General features: G+C 47.9%; 22 protein-coding genes. All 22 read right to left on the bottom strand.

The genetic code is table 11. The features are described 5' to 3' along the window. Window positions 1-2: 2 nt before the first annotated feature. The 22 genes from rpsH to rpoC all read right to left on the bottom strand — a co-directional run bounded on the left by rpsH (window position 3) and on the right by rpoC (window position 17,174). Window positions 3-401, bottom strand: coding sequence for a 30S ribosomal protein S8 (gene rpsH / locus NK662_RS21615; protein WP_254761054.1), 399 nt, complete (start codon window positions 399-401; stop codon window positions 3-5). A 29-nt stretch (window positions 402-430) separates the two neighbouring features. After that, window positions 431-616, bottom strand: a complete 186-nt coding sequence (locus NK662_RS21610) for a type Z 30S ribosomal protein S14 (protein ID WP_254761053.1) — start codon at window positions 614-616, stop codon at window positions 431-433. A gap of 33 nt (window positions 617-649) precedes the next feature. Then, window positions 650-1,189, bottom strand: a complete 540-nt coding sequence (gene rplE, locus NK662_RS21605) for a 50S ribosomal protein L5 (RefSeq protein WP_254761052.1) — start codon at window positions 1,187-1,189, stop codon at window positions 650-652. 25 nt (window positions 1,190-1,214) lie between these two features. Beyond that, window positions 1,215-1,526 (bottom strand): 50S ribosomal protein L24, encoded by a 312-nt coding sequence (rplX, locus tag NK662_RS21600; RefSeq protein ID WP_254761051.1) that lies wholly within the window; start codon window positions 1,524-1,526, stop codon window positions 1,215-1,217. A gap of 38 nt (window positions 1,527-1,564) precedes the next feature. Further along, entirely contained in the window at window positions 1,565-1,933 is a 369-nt protein-coding gene (rplN, locus tag NK662_RS21595) for a 50S ribosomal protein L14 (RefSeq protein ID WP_254761050.1), read from the bottom strand. Between the two features lie 44 nt (window positions 1,934-1,977). Beyond that, window positions 1,978-2,241 (bottom strand): 30S ribosomal protein S17, encoded by a 264-nt coding sequence (rpsQ, locus tag NK662_RS21590; protein WP_254761049.1) that lies wholly within the window; start codon window positions 2,239-2,241, stop codon window positions 1,978-1,980. A 22-nt stretch (window positions 2,242-2,263) separates the two neighbouring features. Next, the gene (gene rpmC / locus NK662_RS21585; protein WP_254761048.1) at window positions 2,264-2,464 is read right to left on the bottom strand and encodes a 50S ribosomal protein L29; all 201 of its coding nucleotides are present in this window, start codon (window positions 2,462-2,464) and stop codon (window positions 2,264-2,266) included. Further along, a complete protein-coding gene (gene rplP / locus NK662_RS21580; RefSeq protein WP_254761047.1) occupies window positions 2,454-2,888 on the bottom strand; it encodes a 50S ribosomal protein L16 in 435 nt (144 codons plus the stop codon). Before rplP ends, rpmC begins: the two co-directional genes overlap by 11 nt. Before the next feature lies 1 nt (window position 2,889). Next, on the bottom strand, window positions 2,890-3,549 hold the full coding sequence (gene rpsC, locus NK662_RS21575; protein ID WP_254761046.1) for a 30S ribosomal protein S3: 660 nt from the start codon (window positions 3,547-3,549) through the stop codon (window positions 2,890-2,892). 3 nt (window positions 3,550-3,552) lie between these two features. Then, the gene (rplV, locus tag NK662_RS21570; RefSeq protein ID WP_254761045.1) at window positions 3,553-3,897 is read right to left on the bottom strand and encodes a 50S ribosomal protein L22; all 345 of its coding nucleotides are present in this window, start codon (window positions 3,895-3,897) and stop codon (window positions 3,553-3,555) included. Between the two features lie 17 nt (window positions 3,898-3,914). Continuing rightward, window positions 3,915-4,193, bottom strand: coding sequence for a 30S ribosomal protein S19 (gene rpsS / locus NK662_RS21565; protein WP_254761044.1), 279 nt, complete (start codon window positions 4,191-4,193; stop codon window positions 3,915-3,917). Window positions 4,194-4,250: 57 nt separating this feature from the next. Then, on the bottom strand, window positions 4,251-5,081 hold the full coding sequence (gene rplB, locus NK662_RS21560; protein WP_254761043.1) for a 50S ribosomal protein L2: 831 nt from the start codon (window positions 5,079-5,081) through the stop codon (window positions 4,251-4,253). 27 nt (window positions 5,082-5,108) lie between these two features. After that, window positions 5,109-5,399 carry a 50S ribosomal protein L23 gene (gene rplW / locus NK662_RS21555; protein ID WP_254761042.1) on the bottom strand — a complete coding sequence of 97 codons (291 nt, stop codon included), beginning with the start codon at window positions 5,397-5,399 and terminating at the stop codon, window positions 5,109-5,111. Next, window positions 5,399-6,022 (bottom strand): 50S ribosomal protein L4, encoded by a 624-nt coding sequence (gene rplD / locus NK662_RS21550; protein WP_254761041.1) that lies wholly within the window; start codon window positions 6,020-6,022, stop codon window positions 5,399-5,401. Before rplD ends, rplW begins: the two co-directional genes overlap by 1 nt. 26 nt (window positions 6,023-6,048) lie before the next feature. Then, the gene (rplC, locus tag NK662_RS21545) at window positions 6,049-6,681 is read right to left on the bottom strand and encodes a 50S ribosomal protein L3 (RefSeq protein WP_254761040.1); all 633 of its coding nucleotides are present in this window, start codon (window positions 6,679-6,681) and stop codon (window positions 6,049-6,051) included. A gap of 34 nt (window positions 6,682-6,715) precedes the next feature. Further along, a complete protein-coding gene (rpsJ, locus tag NK662_RS21540) occupies window positions 6,716-7,024 on the bottom strand; it encodes a 30S ribosomal protein S10 (protein ID WP_254761039.1) in 309 nt (102 codons plus the stop codon). 362 nt (window positions 7,025-7,386) lie between these two features. Beyond that, complete coding sequence (locus tag NK662_RS21535; RefSeq protein ID WP_254761038.1) at window positions 7,387-8,592, bottom strand: acyltransferase family protein; 1,206 nt, start codon at window positions 8,590-8,592, stop codon at window positions 7,387-7,389. A 143-nt stretch (window positions 8,593-8,735) separates the two neighbouring features. Then, a complete protein-coding gene (gene tuf, locus NK662_RS21530; protein ID WP_254761037.1) occupies window positions 8,736-9,923 on the bottom strand; it encodes an elongation factor Tu in 1,188 nt (395 codons plus the stop codon). Between the two features lie 120 nt (window positions 9,924-10,043). Beyond that, entirely contained in the window at window positions 10,044-12,122 is a 2,079-nt protein-coding gene (fusA, locus tag NK662_RS21525; protein WP_254761036.1) for an elongation factor G, read from the bottom strand. 201 nt (window positions 12,123-12,323) lie between these two features. Then, window positions 12,324-12,794 (bottom strand): 30S ribosomal protein S7, encoded by a 471-nt coding sequence (gene rpsG / locus NK662_RS21520; RefSeq protein WP_254761035.1) that lies wholly within the window; start codon window positions 12,792-12,794, stop codon window positions 12,324-12,326. Window positions 12,795-12,826: 32 nt separating this feature from the next. After that, window positions 12,827-13,252: a 30S ribosomal protein S12 gene (rpsL, locus tag NK662_RS21515; RefSeq protein WP_254761034.1), complete on the bottom strand. Its 426-nt coding sequence runs from the start codon at window positions 13,250-13,252 to the stop codon at window positions 12,827-12,829. Between the two features lie 310 nt (window positions 13,253-13,562). Beyond that, the gene (gene rpoC, locus NK662_RS21510) at window positions 13,563-17,174 is read right to left on the bottom strand and encodes a DNA-directed RNA polymerase subunit beta' (protein ID WP_254761033.1); all 3,612 of its coding nucleotides are present in this window, start codon (window positions 17,172-17,174) and stop codon (window positions 13,563-13,565) included. Between the last annotated feature and the right edge of the window lie 34 nt (window positions 17,175-17,208).

Raw genomic sequence — 17,208 nt, 5'->3', positions numbered from 1 at the left:
GATTACCAAACGTATGCAAGCACTTCTCCACCAGTTTGTACTTGACGAGCTTCTTTGTCCGTCATTACGCCCTTGGATGTAGAAACGATTGCGATACCTAATCCGTTCAGTACGCGTGGAACTTCATCAGCTTTCGCATATACGCGCAAGCCAGGCTTGCTGATACGCTTCAGGCCAGTGATTACACGCTCGTTGTTTGGACCGTACTTCAAGAAGATACGCAGGATACCTTGCTTGTTGTCCTCAATAAGTTCTACGTCACGCACGAAACCTTCACGCTTCAGGATTTCTGCGATTTCCTTCTTCATTTTTGAAGCAGGAACTTCTAATTTCTCATGACGTACCATGTTCGCATTACGGATGCGAGTAAGCAAATCTGCAATAGGATCTGTCATTACCATTTGTTTTACCTCCTTCCCATTCTCGGGTATTACCAGCTAGCTTTCTTAACGCCAGGAATCTGACCTTTGTATGCAAGTTCACGGAAACAAATACGGCAAAGTTTAAATTTGCGGTATACAGAGTGCGGACGGCCACAGCGTTCGCAACGTGTGTACGCCTGAACTTCAAACTTTGGAGCACGTTTTTGTTTCGCAATCATAGATTTCTTAGCCACGTTTTCGCCTCCTCTATTTAGCGCTTGGCTCCATTACTTTTGGAATGGCATACCGAATTGTGTCAACAGTTCACGAGCTTCTTCGTCAGTGTTTGCAGTTGTAACGATAACGATGTCCATACCGCGAACCTTGCTGACTTTATCATAATCGATCTCAGGGAAGATCAATTGCTCTTTAACACCCAGCGTGTAGTTACCACGGCCGTCAAATGACTTCTTGGATACACCACGGAAGTCACGAACGCGTGGAAGAGACACAGATACCAATTTGTCGAAGAATTCGTACATGCGCTCACCGCGAAGAGTAACTTTCGCACCGATCGGCATACCTTCACGAAGACGGAAGCCAGCGATAGACTTTTTCGCACGAGTTACTACAGGCTTTTGACCTGTGATGTTTGCCAGCTCTTCTACAGCGTTGTCAAGAGCTTTCGCGTTCTGTACTGCATCACCTACACCCATGTTGATTACAATCTTCTCAAGCTTAGGCACTTGCATTACAGATGTATAGTTAAACTTGCCCATCAGAGCAGGTGTGATTTCTTTTTGGAACTTTTCTTTCAGGCGATTCATGTAAGGGACCTCCTTTCAAAAGAGATTATTTATCTAATACTTCACCAGATTTTTTCGCTACGCGAACCTTCTTGCCGTCTACCAGCTTGTAGCCTACACGAGTAGGTACGCCGGATTTTGGATCTAATGGCATAACATTAGATACATGGATTGGCGCTTCTTTCGTGATGATTCCGCCTTGCGGATTCAATTGAGAAGGCTTGGAGTGCTTCTTCACGACGTTCACACCTTCAACGATTACACGGTTTTGCTTCGGGAACGCAGCCAGGATTACACCTTGCTTGCCCTTGTCTTTACCAGTGATTACTTGAACCTTGTCACCTTTTTTAACATGCATCTTTCTTGTGCACCTCCTTAGAAAGGCAATACCTCGAATTATAGAACTTCTGGAGCAAGAGAAACGATCTTCATGAAGTTGTTGTCACGCAGTTCACGTGCAACTGGTCCGAAGATACGAGTACCACGTGGGCTCTTGTCTTCTTTGATAATAACCGCAGCGTTCTCATCGAAACGGATGTAAGAACCGTCTGGACGACGAGCACCAGTCTTTGTACGAACAACTACTGCTTTAACAACGTCACCCTTTTTAACAACGCCACCTGGTGTTGCTTGCTTTACGGAAGCAACGATGATGTCACCGATGTTCGCATACTTACGGCCAGAACCACCAAGTACTTTAATTGTTAAAAGTTCACGTGCACCAGAGTTGTCAGCAACTTTCAAACGAGTTTCTTGTTGAATCATGTTATGGAACCTCCCTTCGGATTATCATTCGATCCGATTGCTTATTAGATGATAACAGCTTCTTCAACGACTTCAACTAAACGGAAACGCTTAGTAGCGGAAAGCGGGCGAGTTTCCATAATCTTTACGATATCGCCAACTTTTGCTTGGTTTAGCTCATCGTGTGCTTTGTACTTCTTAGAATACTTAACGCGCTTGCCGTACAGTTCGTGCTTCTTGTAAGTTTCGACAACAACAGTGATTGTTTTGTCCATCTTATCGGAAACAACGCGGCCAGTGTATACCTTACGTTGGTTACGTTCGCTCACAATGCAAACCTCCCCTCAAATTTTATCCGTTAATACCGATCTCTCTTTGGCGAACAACAGTCTTCATGCGTGCGATCGCTTTGCGAACTTCACGGATGCGGGCTGTGTTTTCTAGTTGGCCTGTAGCCAGTTGGAAGCGAAGGTTGAAAAGCTCTTCTTTCAGTGCTTTCACCTTTGTTTCGATTTCAGCAGTGGTTAACTCACGAATGTCATTAGTTTTCATTAGATTCACCACCATTTTCTTGACGTTTTACAAACTTGCACTTTACAGGCAGTTTGTGAGCAGCAAGACGCAGTGCTTCGCGTGCCACTTCTTCAGATACGCCGGCGATCTCGAACATAACCTTACCAGGCTTTACTACAGCTACCCAACCCTCAGGAGCACCTTTACCGGAACCCATGCGCACTTCAAGCGGCTTCGCAGTGTAAGGCTTAGAAGGGAAAATTTTGATCCATACTTTACCGCCACGTTTCATGTAACGAGTCATCGCACGACGTGCAGCTTCGATTTGACGGTTTGTAATCCAAGAAGCTTCCAGGGATTGCAGACCGAATTCACCGAAATGAACCTCTTTGCCGCCCTTAGCTTCACCACGCATCTTTCCGCGGTGTTCACGACGATATTTTACGCGTTTTGGCAATAACATATTATTTTCCTCCTTCCTCAGAAGCTTTCTTTTTAGTTGGAAGGACTTCACCACGGTAGATCCATACTTTTACGCCCAGCTTACCGTATGTTGTATCAGCTTCAGCTGTTGCATAGTCGATGTCAGCGCGAAGTGTATGAAGTGGAACAGTTCCTTCACTGTAAGATTCAGCACGAGCGATGTCCGCTCCGCCCAGACGGCCGGATACTTGAGTTTTGATACCTTTAGCACCTACACGGATTGCACGCTGGATTGCTTGCTTCTGTGCGCGGCGGAAAGATACGCGGTTTTCTAGTTGGCGAGCGATGTTCTCAGCAACCAGCTTCGCATCAAGGTCAGCCTTCTTGATTTCAAGGATATTGATGTGTACACGCTTGCCAGTCAGTTCGTTCAGAGCTTTACGAAGTGCTTCAACTTCTGTACCACCCTTACCAATTACCATACCAGGCTTTGCAGTGTGGATTGTAATGTTAACACGGTTTGCAGCGCGCTCGATTTCCACTTTAGAAACAGAAGCATCCTTCAAACGAGTGCTGATGTATTCACGGATCTTGATGTCTTCGTGCAGAAGAGTTGCGAAATCCTTGTCAGCGTACCACTTGGATTCCCAGTCGCGGATAATACCAACGCGAAGACCTACTGGACTTACCTTTTGACCCATCGATTATCCCTCCTTCTTTTCAGATACCACGATTGTGATGTGGCTTGTGCGTTTGTTAATCGCGCTTGCACGGCCCATTGCACGAGGGCGGAAACGCTTCAAAGTTGGACCTTCGTCAACGAATGCTGTTTGAACAACCAGGTTGTTGATGTCCATTTCGTAGTTGTGCTCTGCGTTTGCGATTGCAGATTTCAAAACTTTCTCTACAACTGGAGAAGCAGTCTTTGGTGTGTGGTTCAGGATTGCGATCGCTTCACCAACTTGCTTTCCTCGAATCAAGTCTACTACAAGACGTACTTTACGAGGAGCAATACGAACTGTTCTCGCTACTGCTTTAGCTTGTTGCATTCAAATGCCTCCTCTCGTTATCTTCTTGTTTTCTTATCGTCAGCAGCATGGCCTTTGTAAGTACGAGTAGGTGCGAATTCGCCCAACTTGTGACCAACCATGTCTTCTGTTACAAACACAGGAACGTGCTTACGACCATCGTATACCGCGATTGTGTGTCCGATGAATTGCGGGAAGATTGTAGAACGACGGGACCAAGTCTTGATAACTTGCTTGGATTCTGTTTCGTTCAGCTTCTCAACCTTATTCATTAAGTGATCATCGATAAATGGTCCTTTTTTCAAGCTGCGAGCCATTGTGGTACCTCCCTTCGTGATTGACGTACGGTTCGGCTGAACCGTACTACAACCCCGTTATTTTTTACGACGACGAACGATAAACTTATCAGAAGCTTTGTTCTTCTTGCGAGTCTTCGCTCCAAGAGTCGGCTTGCCCCATGGAGACATAGGAGACTTACGACCGATTGGTGAGCGGCCTTCACCACCACCGTGTGGGTGATCAACTGGGTTCATTACGGAACCACGAACAGTAGGGCGCTTGCCCAACCAGCGGGAACGACCAGCTTTACCGATCTTGATAAGCTCATGGTGCTCGTTGCCCACTTGGCCAACTGTAGCACGGCAAGTAGCAAGGATCAGGCGAACTTCACCAGAAGTCAAACGTACCAGTACGTATTTGCCTTCCTTACCAAGTACTTGTGCAGAAGAACCAGCAGAACGAACCAGCTGTCCGCCTTTGCCAGGCTTCAACTCGATGTTGTGTACGACTGTACCAACTGGAATGTTTGCAAGTGGAAGTGCGTTTCCTACTTTAATGTCAGCATCTGGGCCGGACACGATTGTAGTTCCTACTTCCAGGTTCTTAGGAGCCAGGATGTAACGCTTTTCACCATCAACGTAGTTGATCAAAGCGATGTTCGCAGAACGGTTTGGATCGTATTCGATCGTAGCAACGCGGCCTGGAATTCCATCTTTGTCACGCTTGAAGTCGATGATACGGTATTGACGCTTATGGCCACCGCCTTGGTGACGCACAGTGATTTTACCTTGGTTGTTGCGGCCAGCTTTTTTGCTGAGAGGCGCAAGCAAGGATTTCTCCGGTCTGTCAGTAGTGATTTCTGCAAAATCAGATGCAGTCATACCACGGCGACCGTTGGATGTCGGTTTGTACTTTTTGATTGCCATCAGAGTTTCCCTCCTTCTCTAGTAGAATTAAACACCTTGGAAGATTTCGATTTCTTTGCTGTCAGCAGTAAGCTTTACGATCGCTTTTCTGCGGCGGTTAGTCAAGCCAGTGTAACGGCCAACGCGCTTGGACTTCGGCTTGTAGTTCATGATGTTGACTTTCTCAACTTGAACGCCAAAGATTGCTTCGATCGCATCTTTAACTTCAGTCTTGTTAGCCTTCACGTCTACATCGAAGGTATATTTCTTTTCATTCATAGCTTCCATGGAACGTTCAGTGATAACTGGGCGCTTAATGATATCACGAGGATCTTTCATTATGCAAGCACCTCCTCTACTTTTTCCACTGCCGCTTTCGTCATGATCAGCTTGTCATGATGAAGCACGTCTAGGACGTTCACGCCGTTTGCAGTGATTACAGTTACGCCAGGAATGTTGCGAGCAGACAGCTCAACAGCTTCGTTTGCGTCAGCAGTCACGATCAGAGTTTTCTTCTCAACAGGAAGGCTCTTCAGAACTGCTACCATGTCCTTTGTCTTTGGTGCGTTCAGTACCAAATCCTCAAGAACGATCAGGTTGTTTTCAAGCACCTTGGAAGACAGTGCAGAACGCACAGCCAGACGGCGTACCTTCTTAGGAAGCTTGTAAGAGTAAGAACGTGGAGTCGGTCCGAATACGATACCGCCGCCGCGCCATTGTGGAGAACGGATGGAGCCTTGACGAGCGCGTCCAGTTCCCTTTTGGCGCCATGGCTTACGTCCGCCGCCGCTTACTTCAGAACGATTTTTTACTTTATGAGTACCTTGACGCAGAGATGCACGTTGCATCAGTACAGCATCAAAAAGAACAGCTTCGTTTGGCACGATACCGAATACAGACTCAGCTAATTCGATTTGACCAACTTCAGCTCCAGTTTGGTTGAATAAAGTTACTTGTGGCATGAATGTTCCTCCTTTCTATCAGGAAATTATTTGCTTGCTTTAACAGCGCCGCGTACCACTACAAGGGACTTCTTAGCGCCAGGAACGTTGCCTTTTACCAACAGCAGGTTACGCTCAGCGTCAACCTTCACGATTTGCAGGTTTTGAACCGTTACACGGTCTCCACCCATACGGCCAGCAAGGTTTTTACCCTTGAATACACGGTTTGGCGCAATTGCACCCATAGAACCAGGACGACGGTGGTAACGGGAACCGTGGGACATAGGTCCGCGGGATTGTCCGTGACGCTTGATTACACCCTGGAATCCTTTACCTTTGGAAGTGCCAGTTACGTCAACTGTTTCTCCCTCAGCAAAGATTTCTACTTTAACCTCTTGACCAACTTCGTAGCTCGCTACGTCTGCATCGCGGAATTCGCGAATGAAGCGCTTAGGAGCAGTATTTGCTTTTGCAACATGACCTTGCTCTGGCTTGTTGGACAGCTTCGCGCGCTTGTCGTCAAAGCCCAGCTGAATTGCATTGTAACCGTCTGTCTCAGCAGTCTTCTTTTGAAGAACTACGTTCGGAGCAGCTTCGATAACTGTTACAGGAATCAGCTCGCCATTTTCAGCAAATACTTGTGTCATACCGATCTTTCTTCCTAAGATTCCTTTGGTCATGAGTTACACCTCCTACAATGTTTACTGTTTTAATTTATAGTTTAATTTCGATATCTACGCCAGATGGCAGATCCAGACGCATAAGTGAATCAACTGTTTGTGGAGTTGGGTTCACGATGTCAATCAGACGCTTGTGTGTACGCATTTCGAATTGCTCACGGGAATCCTTGTATTTGTGCACCGCACGCAGGATTGTGTAAACTGTCTTCTCAGTTGGAAGTGGAATCGGACCAGATACAGCAGCACCGGAACGCTTCGCAGTTTCCACGATTTTCTCTGCAGATTGATCAAGGATACGGTGATCGTAAGCCTTCAAACGAATACGAATTTTTTCTTTTGCCATTATTTTCCCTCCTTCTTCGCCTATTTTAAAAAATAGACATTCTCCACGGAAATTTCCTCACACTCGCCATGGCAAAGCGGCCGGGTGTGTCAGCAACCTTCCGTTTCATCGCAGTCAAAGACCAACATTGTCTATTATACACTAACTAAATGGGATATGCAAGGGCAATTTCGGGAATGTCCCGTTTTGCCGTACTTTGTTATTATACATAGTCTAATCAGCATTTTCAAGCATAGGCTTGCAGGATTTGTCGGTATACAGCATGGATAATTATTTCCAGTCTCCTTTGCGGCGAGTTTCTTCTATTATATAGATACAACTGCAGCGCACTCTATTATATAGAAGAAACTCGCCATCCTCATTTAAAGGATCCGTTTGAAATATGGCATGCGCCGTATCACAAAATGGCTCAACGCAAAGCTGCAGCTGATCCCCAACACAACGGACAGAATAAATTGCACAAGCATGGAAACCGGCAGTGCGCCAAGCATATATTGCAGAACAACCAATACCGGCACATGGATGATGTACACAGCAAATGCGTTCTCCGTCAGGCGCTTCAGAAATGAGGTGGAGGAGCTGGCGAATACCCGGAACAAATAAATCAGACCAACACAAAGCCCCGTACACATAAATGTCTCATAGCACGCAAACACAAGGTTATCTGTATTCCATCCAGACCTTGTTTGCACTTGAATGCCTCCCAGGTAATATGTAAGAGCCAGAGATACGCCTATCAAGAGCCAGGTTAAGCCAACCCTTCTTGTTAAAGTCATCATCCAATTGTTCCGCCTTGCCACTAGTCCGACTATAAAAAACGCCGCATACTGTGGTACATGAAAGAATTCAGCCTGTATAAAGCCCAAGAATCCAAACCAGTAATCCAAATCAAACCGAATGCGCACTGCGGCAGTCACCAGTGCAAGCCCTGCTGCGAATGCTGCAATGGTTACGCTGCGAAGCGGCTTTTCTCCCTCTTGCATAATCGGCCGCCTTACAATCCACTTTCGTACTATTGTATAGACAACCGCGTAGAACAGTAAGTGCTCCAAAAACCATAAGTGCGCAAACTGCATATCTGGCCAGCTTGGTCCGGTCCATCCGGCAGGCTTCTCCTCCAAGCCAAAGCATACATTCAGGTAATATGCCCAAAATGATATATTTCCGTATCCCCGAAAATTGACATAGTAGGCATACATCATTATCGGAACCACAAATAGAAAGCCCAGCAGCGCTGGAACACCGAGACGCTCCAACCGGTCCTTCAGGAATCCGCCTGCGCCCTTTCTTTCATAAGAAGCCGGCAGAAAATAAGCCGAAATAAGAAAGAAAAGACTCATAAAAAAGCCGGCATTGACTGAAAAAAACCTGCCAAGCTGCAGCTCCGGCCCTCCTTCCGGCTGATAGTACCAAAATCCGCCTGATCCTCCATAGGGCTGCCCGGCATGATGGGCAATCACCAAACAGGTCAATGCCACCTTAAGGTTATCTAAAAAATACAGCCTTGATGCAGCAGCAGCCAGCGGCAACTGTGTTATCTCTTTCCTTCTTGCCATTTGTCCACTCAAGCATACACTCCCCCTTTCCATTAACCATATAATACCAGATGGTGGAAGTGCAATATAAAAAAGCTACTATATTAAAAACTTCTGATTTCTGGAAAGCACAAAAAACCCTCAGGGACGAATCCCCGAGGGTTTTTATATCAAGATTACTCTTGGATTGTAGCTACAACGCCCGCGCCTACTGTACGGCCGCCTTCACGGATGGAGAACTTAGTACCTTCTTCAACCGCGATTGGAGCGATCAGTTCAACAGTCATTTCGATGTTGTCGCCAGGCATAACCATCTCTACGCCTTCTGGCAGCTGAACGATGCCAGTTACGTCAGTTGTACGGAAGTAGAACTGTGGACGGTAGTTTGTGAAGAATGGAGTGTGACGTCCGCCTTCTTCTTTGGACAGAACGTAAACTTCTGCTTTGAACTTAGTGTGTTGCTTAACGGAACCTGGCTTAGCAAGTACTTGGCCACGTTGGATGTCGTCACGAGCTACACCGCGAAGCAGTGCGCCGATGTTGTCACCAGCTTGAGCTTGGTCAAGAAGCTTACGGAACATTTCAACGCCAGTTACAGTTGTGTTCTTTGGCTCTTCAGCAAGACCAACGATTTCTACAACTTCACCAACTTTAACAGTACCGCGCTCTACGCGACCTGTAGCAACTGTACCACGGCCAGTGATGGAGAATACGTCCTCAACAGGCATCAGGAATGGACGGTCAGTTGCACGCTCTGGAGTTGGGATGTAAGCATCAACTTCAGCCATCAGCTCGTTGATTTTAGCTTCCCACTCTGCATCGCCTTCAAGAGCTCTCAGTGCAGAACCCTTAACAACTGGAATGTCGTCGCCTGGGAAGTCATACTCGGACAGAAGGTCACGAACTTCCATTTCAACCAGTTCAAGAAGCTCTTCGTCGTCTACCATGTCGCACTTGTTCAAGAATACTACGATGTAAGGTACGCCTACCTGACGGGACAGCAGGATGTGCTCACGAGTTTGTGGCATTGGGCCGTCTGCAGCAGATACTACCAGGATAGCGCCGTCCATTTGAGCAGCACCAGTGATCATGTTCTTAACATAGTCAGCGTGTCCTGGGCAGTCAACGTGCGCATAGTGGCGAGTTTCTGTTTCGTACTCTACGTGTGCAGTAGAGATTGTGATACCGCGCTCGCGCTCTTCTGGAGCAGCGTCGATTTGGTCGTAAGCGCGTGCTTCAGCACCGCCAGCCTTTGCAAGAACTGTAGTGATAGCAGCTGTCAAAGTTGTTTTACCATGGTCAACGTGGCCGATTGTACCAATGTTAACGTGTGGCTTGGAGCGTTCGAATTTAGCTTTACCCATTGTAATAGCCTCCCTAAAGTTTCAATGTTATATAGGTTGCCCGAAAGTGGGACGGCATAACCCGTTTCCACTTTCTAGGCGTACATAAGTAGTTATACTTGATGCTTGGTCAAAAATCAATTATTGACCCTTATTTTTTTTGATGATCTCTTCGGAGATTGTGCGTGGCACCTCTTCATAGTGGTCGAACACCATGGAGAATGTACCGCGGCCTTGCGTGTTAGAACGCAGGGACGTTGCGTATCCGAACATTTCAGAAAGTGGAACCATTGCGCGGACAACTTGAGCGTTACCGCGTGCTTCCATACCTTCTACACGACCGCGACGGGAAGTGATATCACCCATGATGTCACCAAGGTACTCATCAGGGATTACAACTTCAACCTTCATGATTGGCTCAAGGATTACTGGGTTACACTTAGAAGCACCAGCTTTAAGTGCCATGGACGCAGCAATCTTAAACGCCATTTCAGAGGAGTCAACGTCATGGTAAGAACCATCAACCAGTGCAGCTTTGATGTCTACCAGAGGGTAGCCAGCAAGTACACCGTTTTTCAGTGCGTCTTCGAGACCAGCTTGTACAGCAGGGATGTATTCACGTGGAACCACACCGCCGACAATCTTGTTCTCGAACTCGAAGCCTTTTCCTTCTTCGTTCGGCTCGAACTCGATCCAAACGTGTCCGAATTGACCGCGACCACCGGACTGACGTGCGAATTTACCTTCAACACGCGCAGCTGCACGGAATGTTTCACGGTAAGCTACCTGAGGAGCACCTACGTTAGCTTCTACTTTGAACTCGCGACGCATACGGTCAACGATGATGTCAAGGTGAAGCTCACCCATACCGGAGATGATCGTTTGGCCAGTCTCTTGGTCAGTATGAGCACGGAATGTTGGATCTTCTTCAGAAAGCTTTACAAGTGCTGTACCCATCTTATCCTGGTCAGCCTTGGACTTCGGCTCGATCGCAACAGAGATAACTGGCTCTGGGAATGTCATAGACTCAAGAACTACTTGGTTTTTGTCATCACATAGAGTGTCGCCAGTTGTTGTATCTTTTAAACCTACAGCTGCCGCGATGTCACCGGAGTAACATACAGCAATCTCTTGACGGGAGTTTGCGTGCATCTGCAGGATACGGCCAAGACGCTCACGCTTGCCCTTAGTGGAGTTGATTACGTAAGAGCCTGCTTCTGCTTTACCGGAGTAAACGCGGAAGAATGTCAGCTTACCAACGTAAGGGTCAGTCATGATTTTGAATGCAAGAGCAGAGAATGGACCGTTGTCATCAGCAGGACGCTCTACTTCTTCATCAGTATCAGGAACGATACCTTTGATCGCAGGAACATCAAGCGGAGATGGCAGGTAGTCGATTACTGCATCCAGCATCAGCTGTACGCCTTTGTTTTTGAAGGCGGAACCGCACACTACAGGGAAGAACTCAACGCTCAGCGTAGCCTTACGGATCGCTGCTTTCAGCTCTTCTACTGTAACTTCTTCGCCCTCAAGGTATTTCATCATCAGTTCCTCATCGAAGTCAGCCAGTGCTTCAATCAGGGAGCCGCGAAGCTCTTCTGCTTGATCTTGGAATTCTTCTGGAACGTCTACGACTTGGATGTCAGTACCTAGGTCATTTGTGTACATATGCGCTTTCATTTCAATGATATCGATGATACCGCTGAACTGATCTTCCGCGCCGATTGGCAGCTGGATTGGGTGCGCATTTGCTTGCAGACGGTCATGCAGTGTCTTTACAGAGTACAGGAAGTCTGCACCGATCTTGTCCATCTTGTTAACGAACACGATACGAGGTACACCATAAGTTGTAGCTTGGCGCCAAACTGTTTCAGTTTGAGGCTCTACGCCGGATTGAGCATCCAGAACTGCTACAGCACCGTCAAGTACGCGCAGGGAACGTTCTACTTCAACTGTGAAGTCTACGTGTCCTGGTGTATCGATGATGTTTACGCGGTTGCCTTTCCATTGAGCTGTTGTCGCAGCAGATGTGATCGTGATACCACGCTCTTGCTCCTGCTCCATCCAGTCCATTGTAGCAGCACCCTCGTGAACCTCACCAATCTTGTGTACACGGCCTGTATAGAACAGGATACGCTCAGTCGTCGTTGTCTTACCAGCGTCGATGTGAGCCATGATACCAATATTGCGAGTTTTGTCTAAGGAGAACTCTCTTGCCATTTGGTATTTTCTCCTTCCTAAAGAGGATTGGTTTTTTTAATATGGGAGCATATTTTCACCTTAATCGTCATACATGGTAAGTATATCCTGAACGATTCCAATTATGTAAATGGACGTTCATGGAAGAGAGAGGAATTTCTTCCTCTCCACACTTCTATGAACGACATATAAAGGCTATCTATGCATATGCTAAAGTTAATCTTACCAGCGGTAGTGAGCGAATGCTTTGTTCGCTTCTGCCATCTTGTGTGTGTCTTCGCGCTTCTTCACAGATGCACCAGTGTTGTTTGCTGCATCCATGATTTCGTTCGCAAGACGTTGCTCCATTGTCTTCTCACCGCGAAGACGAGCATAGTTTACCAACCAACGCAGACCAAGAGTCGTACGGCGGTCAGGGCGAACTTCTACCGGTACTTGGTAGTTTGCACCGCCGACACGGCGTGCACGTACTTCAAGAACTGGCATGATGTTCTTAAGGGCTTGCTCAAACACTTCCATTGGATCGTTACCAGTACGGTCACGTACGATATCGAACGCATTGTACAGGATTGTTTGAGATTTCCCTCTCTTACCGTCGATCATCATTTTGTTGATCAGACGGGATACAAGCTTGGAGTTATAAATTGGATCTGGTAAAACGTCGCGCTTTGCAACAGGTCCTTTACGAGGCATGTATAGTTCCTCCTTTCAATCTGGGATTTCTATTATTTCTTCTTAGCTGCTTTAGGTCGCTTCGTACCGTATTTAGAACGGCCTTGCATACGGTTGTTAACACCAGCTGTGTCAAGCGCACCGCGAACGATGTGGTAACGTACACCCGGTAAGTCCTTTACACGGCCGCCGCGGATAAGCACTACACTGTGCTCTTGCAGGTTGTGGCCGATACCAGGGATGTAAGCAGTAACCTCGATACCGTTTGTCAAACGTACACGCGCATATTTACGCAATGCGGAGTTTGGCTTCTTTGGAGTCATAGTACCAACACGTGTGCAAACACCACGTTTTTGTGGAGCAGACAGGTCAGTAGCTTTCTTCTTCAAAGAGTTGAAACCCTTGTTCAACGCAGGGGATTTAGATTTCCATACTTTATCAGTACGTCCTTTTCTTACTAATTGGCTGATAGTAGGCATGATTTGTCCTCCCTTCATGTCTTTTATAAGACCACACATCCAGGTGGTTCATTATAAGTTGAAAACAAAGTTCTTGCAAAGCAAAGCATACGCATCCTTCACAAAAACAGTTTTAACCGTAAATTAGGTTCTTTCGAAGCTCCAGCTGCAGGTTCTGCAGGTTCATCCTTTGCTTGTCTCATTTCTGGACTGGCTTCCGGCGAGAATGCTTGACGCATCTCCAAGAGCAACCTTGCTTATATTAACATTTTACATGGCGCAGTGTCAACTGCGCCATGCATGTTTTACACATTTTTTATTTTGGGAATTTTTAGTGCTCTACGAACACTTCGTCATTGCGGCTGCCGCTCTCGTCCGCGGATGTCTTAATGAGATCCACCTTGCGATAACGGTTCATGCCTGTACCCGCAGGAACAAGCTTACCGATAATGACGTTCTCCTTCAGACCAAGCAGCTCATCGCGCTTGCCCTTGATTGCCGCATCAGTCAGGACACGAGTTGTTTCCTGGAAGGATGCTGCAGACAGGAAGGAGTCAGTTTCCAGGGACGCCTTGGTAATACCAAGCAGGACAGAGCGTGCCGTAGCCGGCTGCTTGCCTTCAAGGAGAACCTTCGCGTTTGCATCTGTAAACTGATGCACATCCAGAAGTGTGCCCGGCAATACATCTGTATCACCCGCATCTTTCACACGCACTTTGCGAAGCATCTGGCGTACCATTACCTCTACGTGCTTGTCACCGATTTCTACACCCTGCATGCGGTATACCTTTTGTACTTCACGGAGCAGGTACTCTTGCACAGCAGTAATATCCTTGACCTTAAGCAGCTCTTTCGGGTCGATGGAACCCTCTGTAAGCTCTTGGCCGCGGTTTACCTGCTGGCCTTCTGCAACCTTCACACGGGCGCCGTAAGGGATTGTATACGTACGTGCTTCCACGCTTCCCTGTACCACAATCTCTTGACGGTCTTTTACATCATTGATGGACGCAACTGTGCCGTCAATCTCCGTAATAACCGCCTGGCCCTTCGGATTACGCGCTTCGAACAATTCCTGAATACGCGGCAAACCTTGTGTGATATCGTCTCCTGCAACACCGCCTGTGTGGAACGTACGCATCGTCAGCTGTGTTCCTGGTTCCCCGATGGATTGAGCCGCAATAATACCTACTGCTTCCCCAACCTCAACGTCAGTTCCAGTCGCCAAGTTGCGTCCGTAGCACTTCTTACATACGCCGTGGCGTGTGTTGCATGTGAATGCGGAACGAATATGAACATGTGTAATGCCGGCTGCGTCGATTACATCCGCAAGGTCCTCTGTAATCAGCTCATTCTCAGCTACAAGAACTTCGCCAGTTTGAGGATGCTTGATGGCGCGTCTTGCAAAACGTCCGACTAAGCGGTCATACAGCGTTTCAATGACTTCATTGCCTTCTTTGATCGCCGCAACAAGCAGACCTTTGTCTGTGCCGCAATCATCTTCACGGACGATAACGTCCTGCGCCACATCTACGAGACGGCGGGTCAGGTAACCGGAGTCCGCTGTCTTCAAGGCAGTATCCGCCAGACCTTTACGTGCACCGTGCGTGGAGATAAAGTATTCCAATACCGTCAGACCTTCACGGAAGCTGGACTTGATTGGAAGTTCGATGATTCGTCCGGACGGATTCGCCATCAATCCGCGCATACCCGCAAGCTGCGTGAAGTTAGAGGCGTTACCACGGGCACCGGAGTCACTCATCATGAAGATTGGGTTGCGCTTATCCAAGGATTTCATCAGCATACCCTGAATAACATCCTTCGCATTGCTCCAGATGGAGATGACACGGTCGTAGCGCTCTTCCTCCGTAATCAAACCGCGGCGGAACTGCTTCGTTACTGTGTCTACCTTCGCCTGTGCTTCCTGCAGGATTTGATCCTTCTCGCCCAATACCACGATGTCAGATACACCTACAGTGATACCTGCCTTTGTGGAGTAGCGGAAGCCCAAGTTCTTCATGCGGTCAAGCATACGGGATGTTTCCGTAATCTTGAAGCGCTTGAACACCTCGGCAATGATGTTACCAAGGATTTTCTTCTTAAATGGCGCTACTTCTTCACGCTCTGCGATAATCGCTCTTACATCCGCACCTTTTGGAACGAAATATTTCAATGGAGTTTCTCTCTCCAGGTTTTCTCTCGTCGGTTCGTTAATGTAAGGGAAGGACTTCGGCAGAATTTCGTTGAAGACCAGCTTACCCACTGTTGTCAGAAGCAGCATGCCGTTCTGCTCTTCTGTGAATGTTTCGTTATTAAGAGAGCCTGCCGCCACCGCAACACGCGTGTGCAGATGCACATAGCCGTTTGCGTAAGCAATCAATGCTTCGTTTGTATCTTTAAATACCATACCTTCACCCACAGCGCCGGCGCGCTCAAGAGTCAGATAGTAGTTACCCAATACCATATCCTGGGACGGTGTAACAACCGGCTTGCCATCCTTCGGGTTCAGGATGTTCTGTGCCGCCAGCATGAGCAGGCGCGCTTCAGCTTGTGCCTCAGAAGAAAGCGGAACGTGAACCGCCATCTGATCGCCGTCGAAGTCAGCGTTGTAGGCTGTACATACGAGCGGGTGCAGACGGATTGCACGGCCTTCTACGAGCGTTGGCTCGAATGCCTGGATACCGAGACGGTGCAAAGTCGGGGCACGGTTCAACAGAACCGGGTGCTCCCTGATTACAGATTCAAGGACATCCCATACTTCAGGCTGTACGCGTTCGATTTTGCGCTTCGCACTCTTAATGTTATGCGCGAGGCCTTTTTCCACCAATTCCTTCATGACAAACGGCTTGAACAGCTCCAATGCCATTTCCTTCGGCAGGCCGCACTGGTACATCTTCAGGTTCGGGCCTACAACGATAACGGAACGGCCGGAGTAGTCAACACGCTTACCAAGAAGGTTTTGACGGAAGCGTCCTTGCTTACCCTTCAGCATATGGGACAGAGACTTCAATGGACGGTTGCCTGGTCCTGTAACCGGACGGCCGCGGCGGCCATTGTCGATCAGAGCGTCTACAGCTTCCTGAAGCATACGCTTCTCGTTTTGCACGATGATGCTTGGCGCACCAAGGTCAAGGAGGCGCTTCAGACGGTTGTTGCGGTTGATGACACGGCGATACAGGTCGTTCAGGTCAGACGTTGCGAAACGTCCGCCATCCAGCTGTACCATCGGACGAAGCTCCGGCGGGATCACCGGCAGAACATCCATTACCATCCAATGCGGATCGTTGCCGGAGCCGCGGAAGGCTTCCAGCACTTCCAGACGCTTGATGGCACGCGTACGGCGCTGTCCCTGCGCTGTCTTCAGTTCTTCCTTCAGATAATCTACTTCTTTGTCAAGATCGATATCCTGAAGGAGCTTCTTGATTGCTTCCGCACCCATTGCCGCCTGGAATGTGCTGCCGTAACGCTCACGGTATGCACGGTATTCCTTTTCAGACAGCAGCTGCTTCTTTTCAAGCGGTGTATCACCGCTTTCCGTCACAACATAGGATGCGAAGTAAATGATTTCTTCCAAAGCGCGGGGGGACATGTCTAAGACAAGTCCCATCCGGCTTGGGATACCCTTGAAGTACCAAATGTGAGATACAGGAGCAGCCAGTTCAATATGGCCCATGCGCTCACGGCGCACCTTTGCACGTGTTACCTCTACGCCGCAACGGTCACATACAACGCCCTTGTAGCGGACACGCTTGTATTTGCCGCAATGGCATTCCCAGTCCTTTGTCGGTCCGAAAATGCGTTCGCAGAACAAGCCGTCCTTTTCAGGCTTCAATGTACGATAGTTAATCGTTTCTGGTTTCTTTACTTCTCCGTAAGACCAGGAGCGGATCTTATCGGGAGAAGCAAGTCCAATCTTCATATATTCAAAGTTGTTTACATCTATCAAGGGGCCTACCTCCCTTTAGTCTACAGGTTATACC

The sequence above is a fragment of the Ectobacillus ponti genome (assembly GCF_024294785.1).
GTDB classification, from domain to species: Bacteria; Bacillota; Bacilli; order Bacillales; family Bacillaceae_G; genus Ectobacillus; species Ectobacillus ponti.
The sequence above is the reverse complement of the archived record's forward strand: the minus strand, read 5'-3'. Positions and strand labels throughout refer to the sequence as shown.

Coding starts and splice junctions, on each gene's coding strand:
- fusA (WP_254761036.1), bottom strand. CDS start 12,122: ATGGCAAGAGAGTTCTCCTTAGACAAAACTCGCAATATTGGTATCATG.
- rpsC (WP_254761046.1), bottom strand. CDS start 3,549: ATGGGTCAAAAGGTAAGTCCAGTAGGTCTTCGCGTTGGTATTATCCGC.
- tuf (WP_254761037.1), bottom strand. CDS start 9,923: ATGGGTAAAGCTAAATTCGAACGCTCCAAGCCACACGTTAACATTGGT.
- rpsS (WP_254761044.1), bottom strand. CDS start 4,193: ATGGCTCGCAGCTTGAAAAAAGGACCATTTATCGATGATCACTTAATG.
- rplP (WP_254761047.1), bottom strand. CDS start 2,888: ATGTTATTGCCAAAACGCGTAAAATATCGTCGTGAACACCGCGGAAAG.
- rplD (WP_254761041.1), bottom strand. CDS start 6,022: ATGCCACAAGTAACTTTATTCAACCAAACTGGAGCTGAAGTTGGTCAA.
- rplC (WP_254761040.1), bottom strand. CDS start 6,681: ATGACCAAAGGAATCTTAGGAAGAAAGATCGGTATGACACAAGTATTT.
- rpsL (WP_254761034.1), bottom strand. CDS start 13,252: ATGCCTACTATCAGCCAATTAGTAAGAAAAGGACGTACTGATAAAGTA.
- rpsJ (WP_254761039.1), bottom strand. CDS start 7,024: ATGGCAAAAGAAAAAATTCGTATTCGTTTGAAGGCTTACGATCACCGT.
- rplE (WP_254761052.1), bottom strand. CDS start 1,189: ATGAATCGCCTGAAAGAAAAGTTCCAAAAAGAAATCACACCTGCTCTG.
- rplB (WP_254761043.1), bottom strand. CDS start 5,081: ATGGCAATCAAAAAGTACAAACCGACATCCAACGGTCGCCGTGGTATG.
- rplN (WP_254761050.1), bottom strand. CDS start 1,933: ATGATTCAACAAGAAACTCGTTTGAAAGTTGCTGACAACTCTGGTGCA.
- rpmC (WP_254761048.1), bottom strand. CDS start 2,464: ATGAAAACTAATGACATTCGTGAGTTAACCACTGCTGAAATCGAAACA.
- rpsG (WP_254761035.1), bottom strand. CDS start 12,794: ATGCCTCGTAAAGGACCTGTTGCAAAGCGCGACGTTTTACCAGATCCA.
- rplX (WP_254761051.1), bottom strand. CDS start 1,526: ATGCATGTTAAAAAAGGTGACAAGGTTCAAGTAATCACTGGTAAAGAC.
- rplV (WP_254761045.1), bottom strand. CDS start 3,897: ATGCAACAAGCTAAAGCAGTAGCGAGAACAGTTCGTATTGCTCCTCGT.
- rplW (WP_254761042.1), bottom strand. CDS start 5,399: ATGAAAGATCCTCGTGATATCATTAAGCGCCCAGTTATCACTGAACGT.
- rpsH (WP_254761054.1), bottom strand. CDS start 401: ATGGTAATGACAGATCCTATTGCAGATTTGCTTACTCGCATCCGTAAT.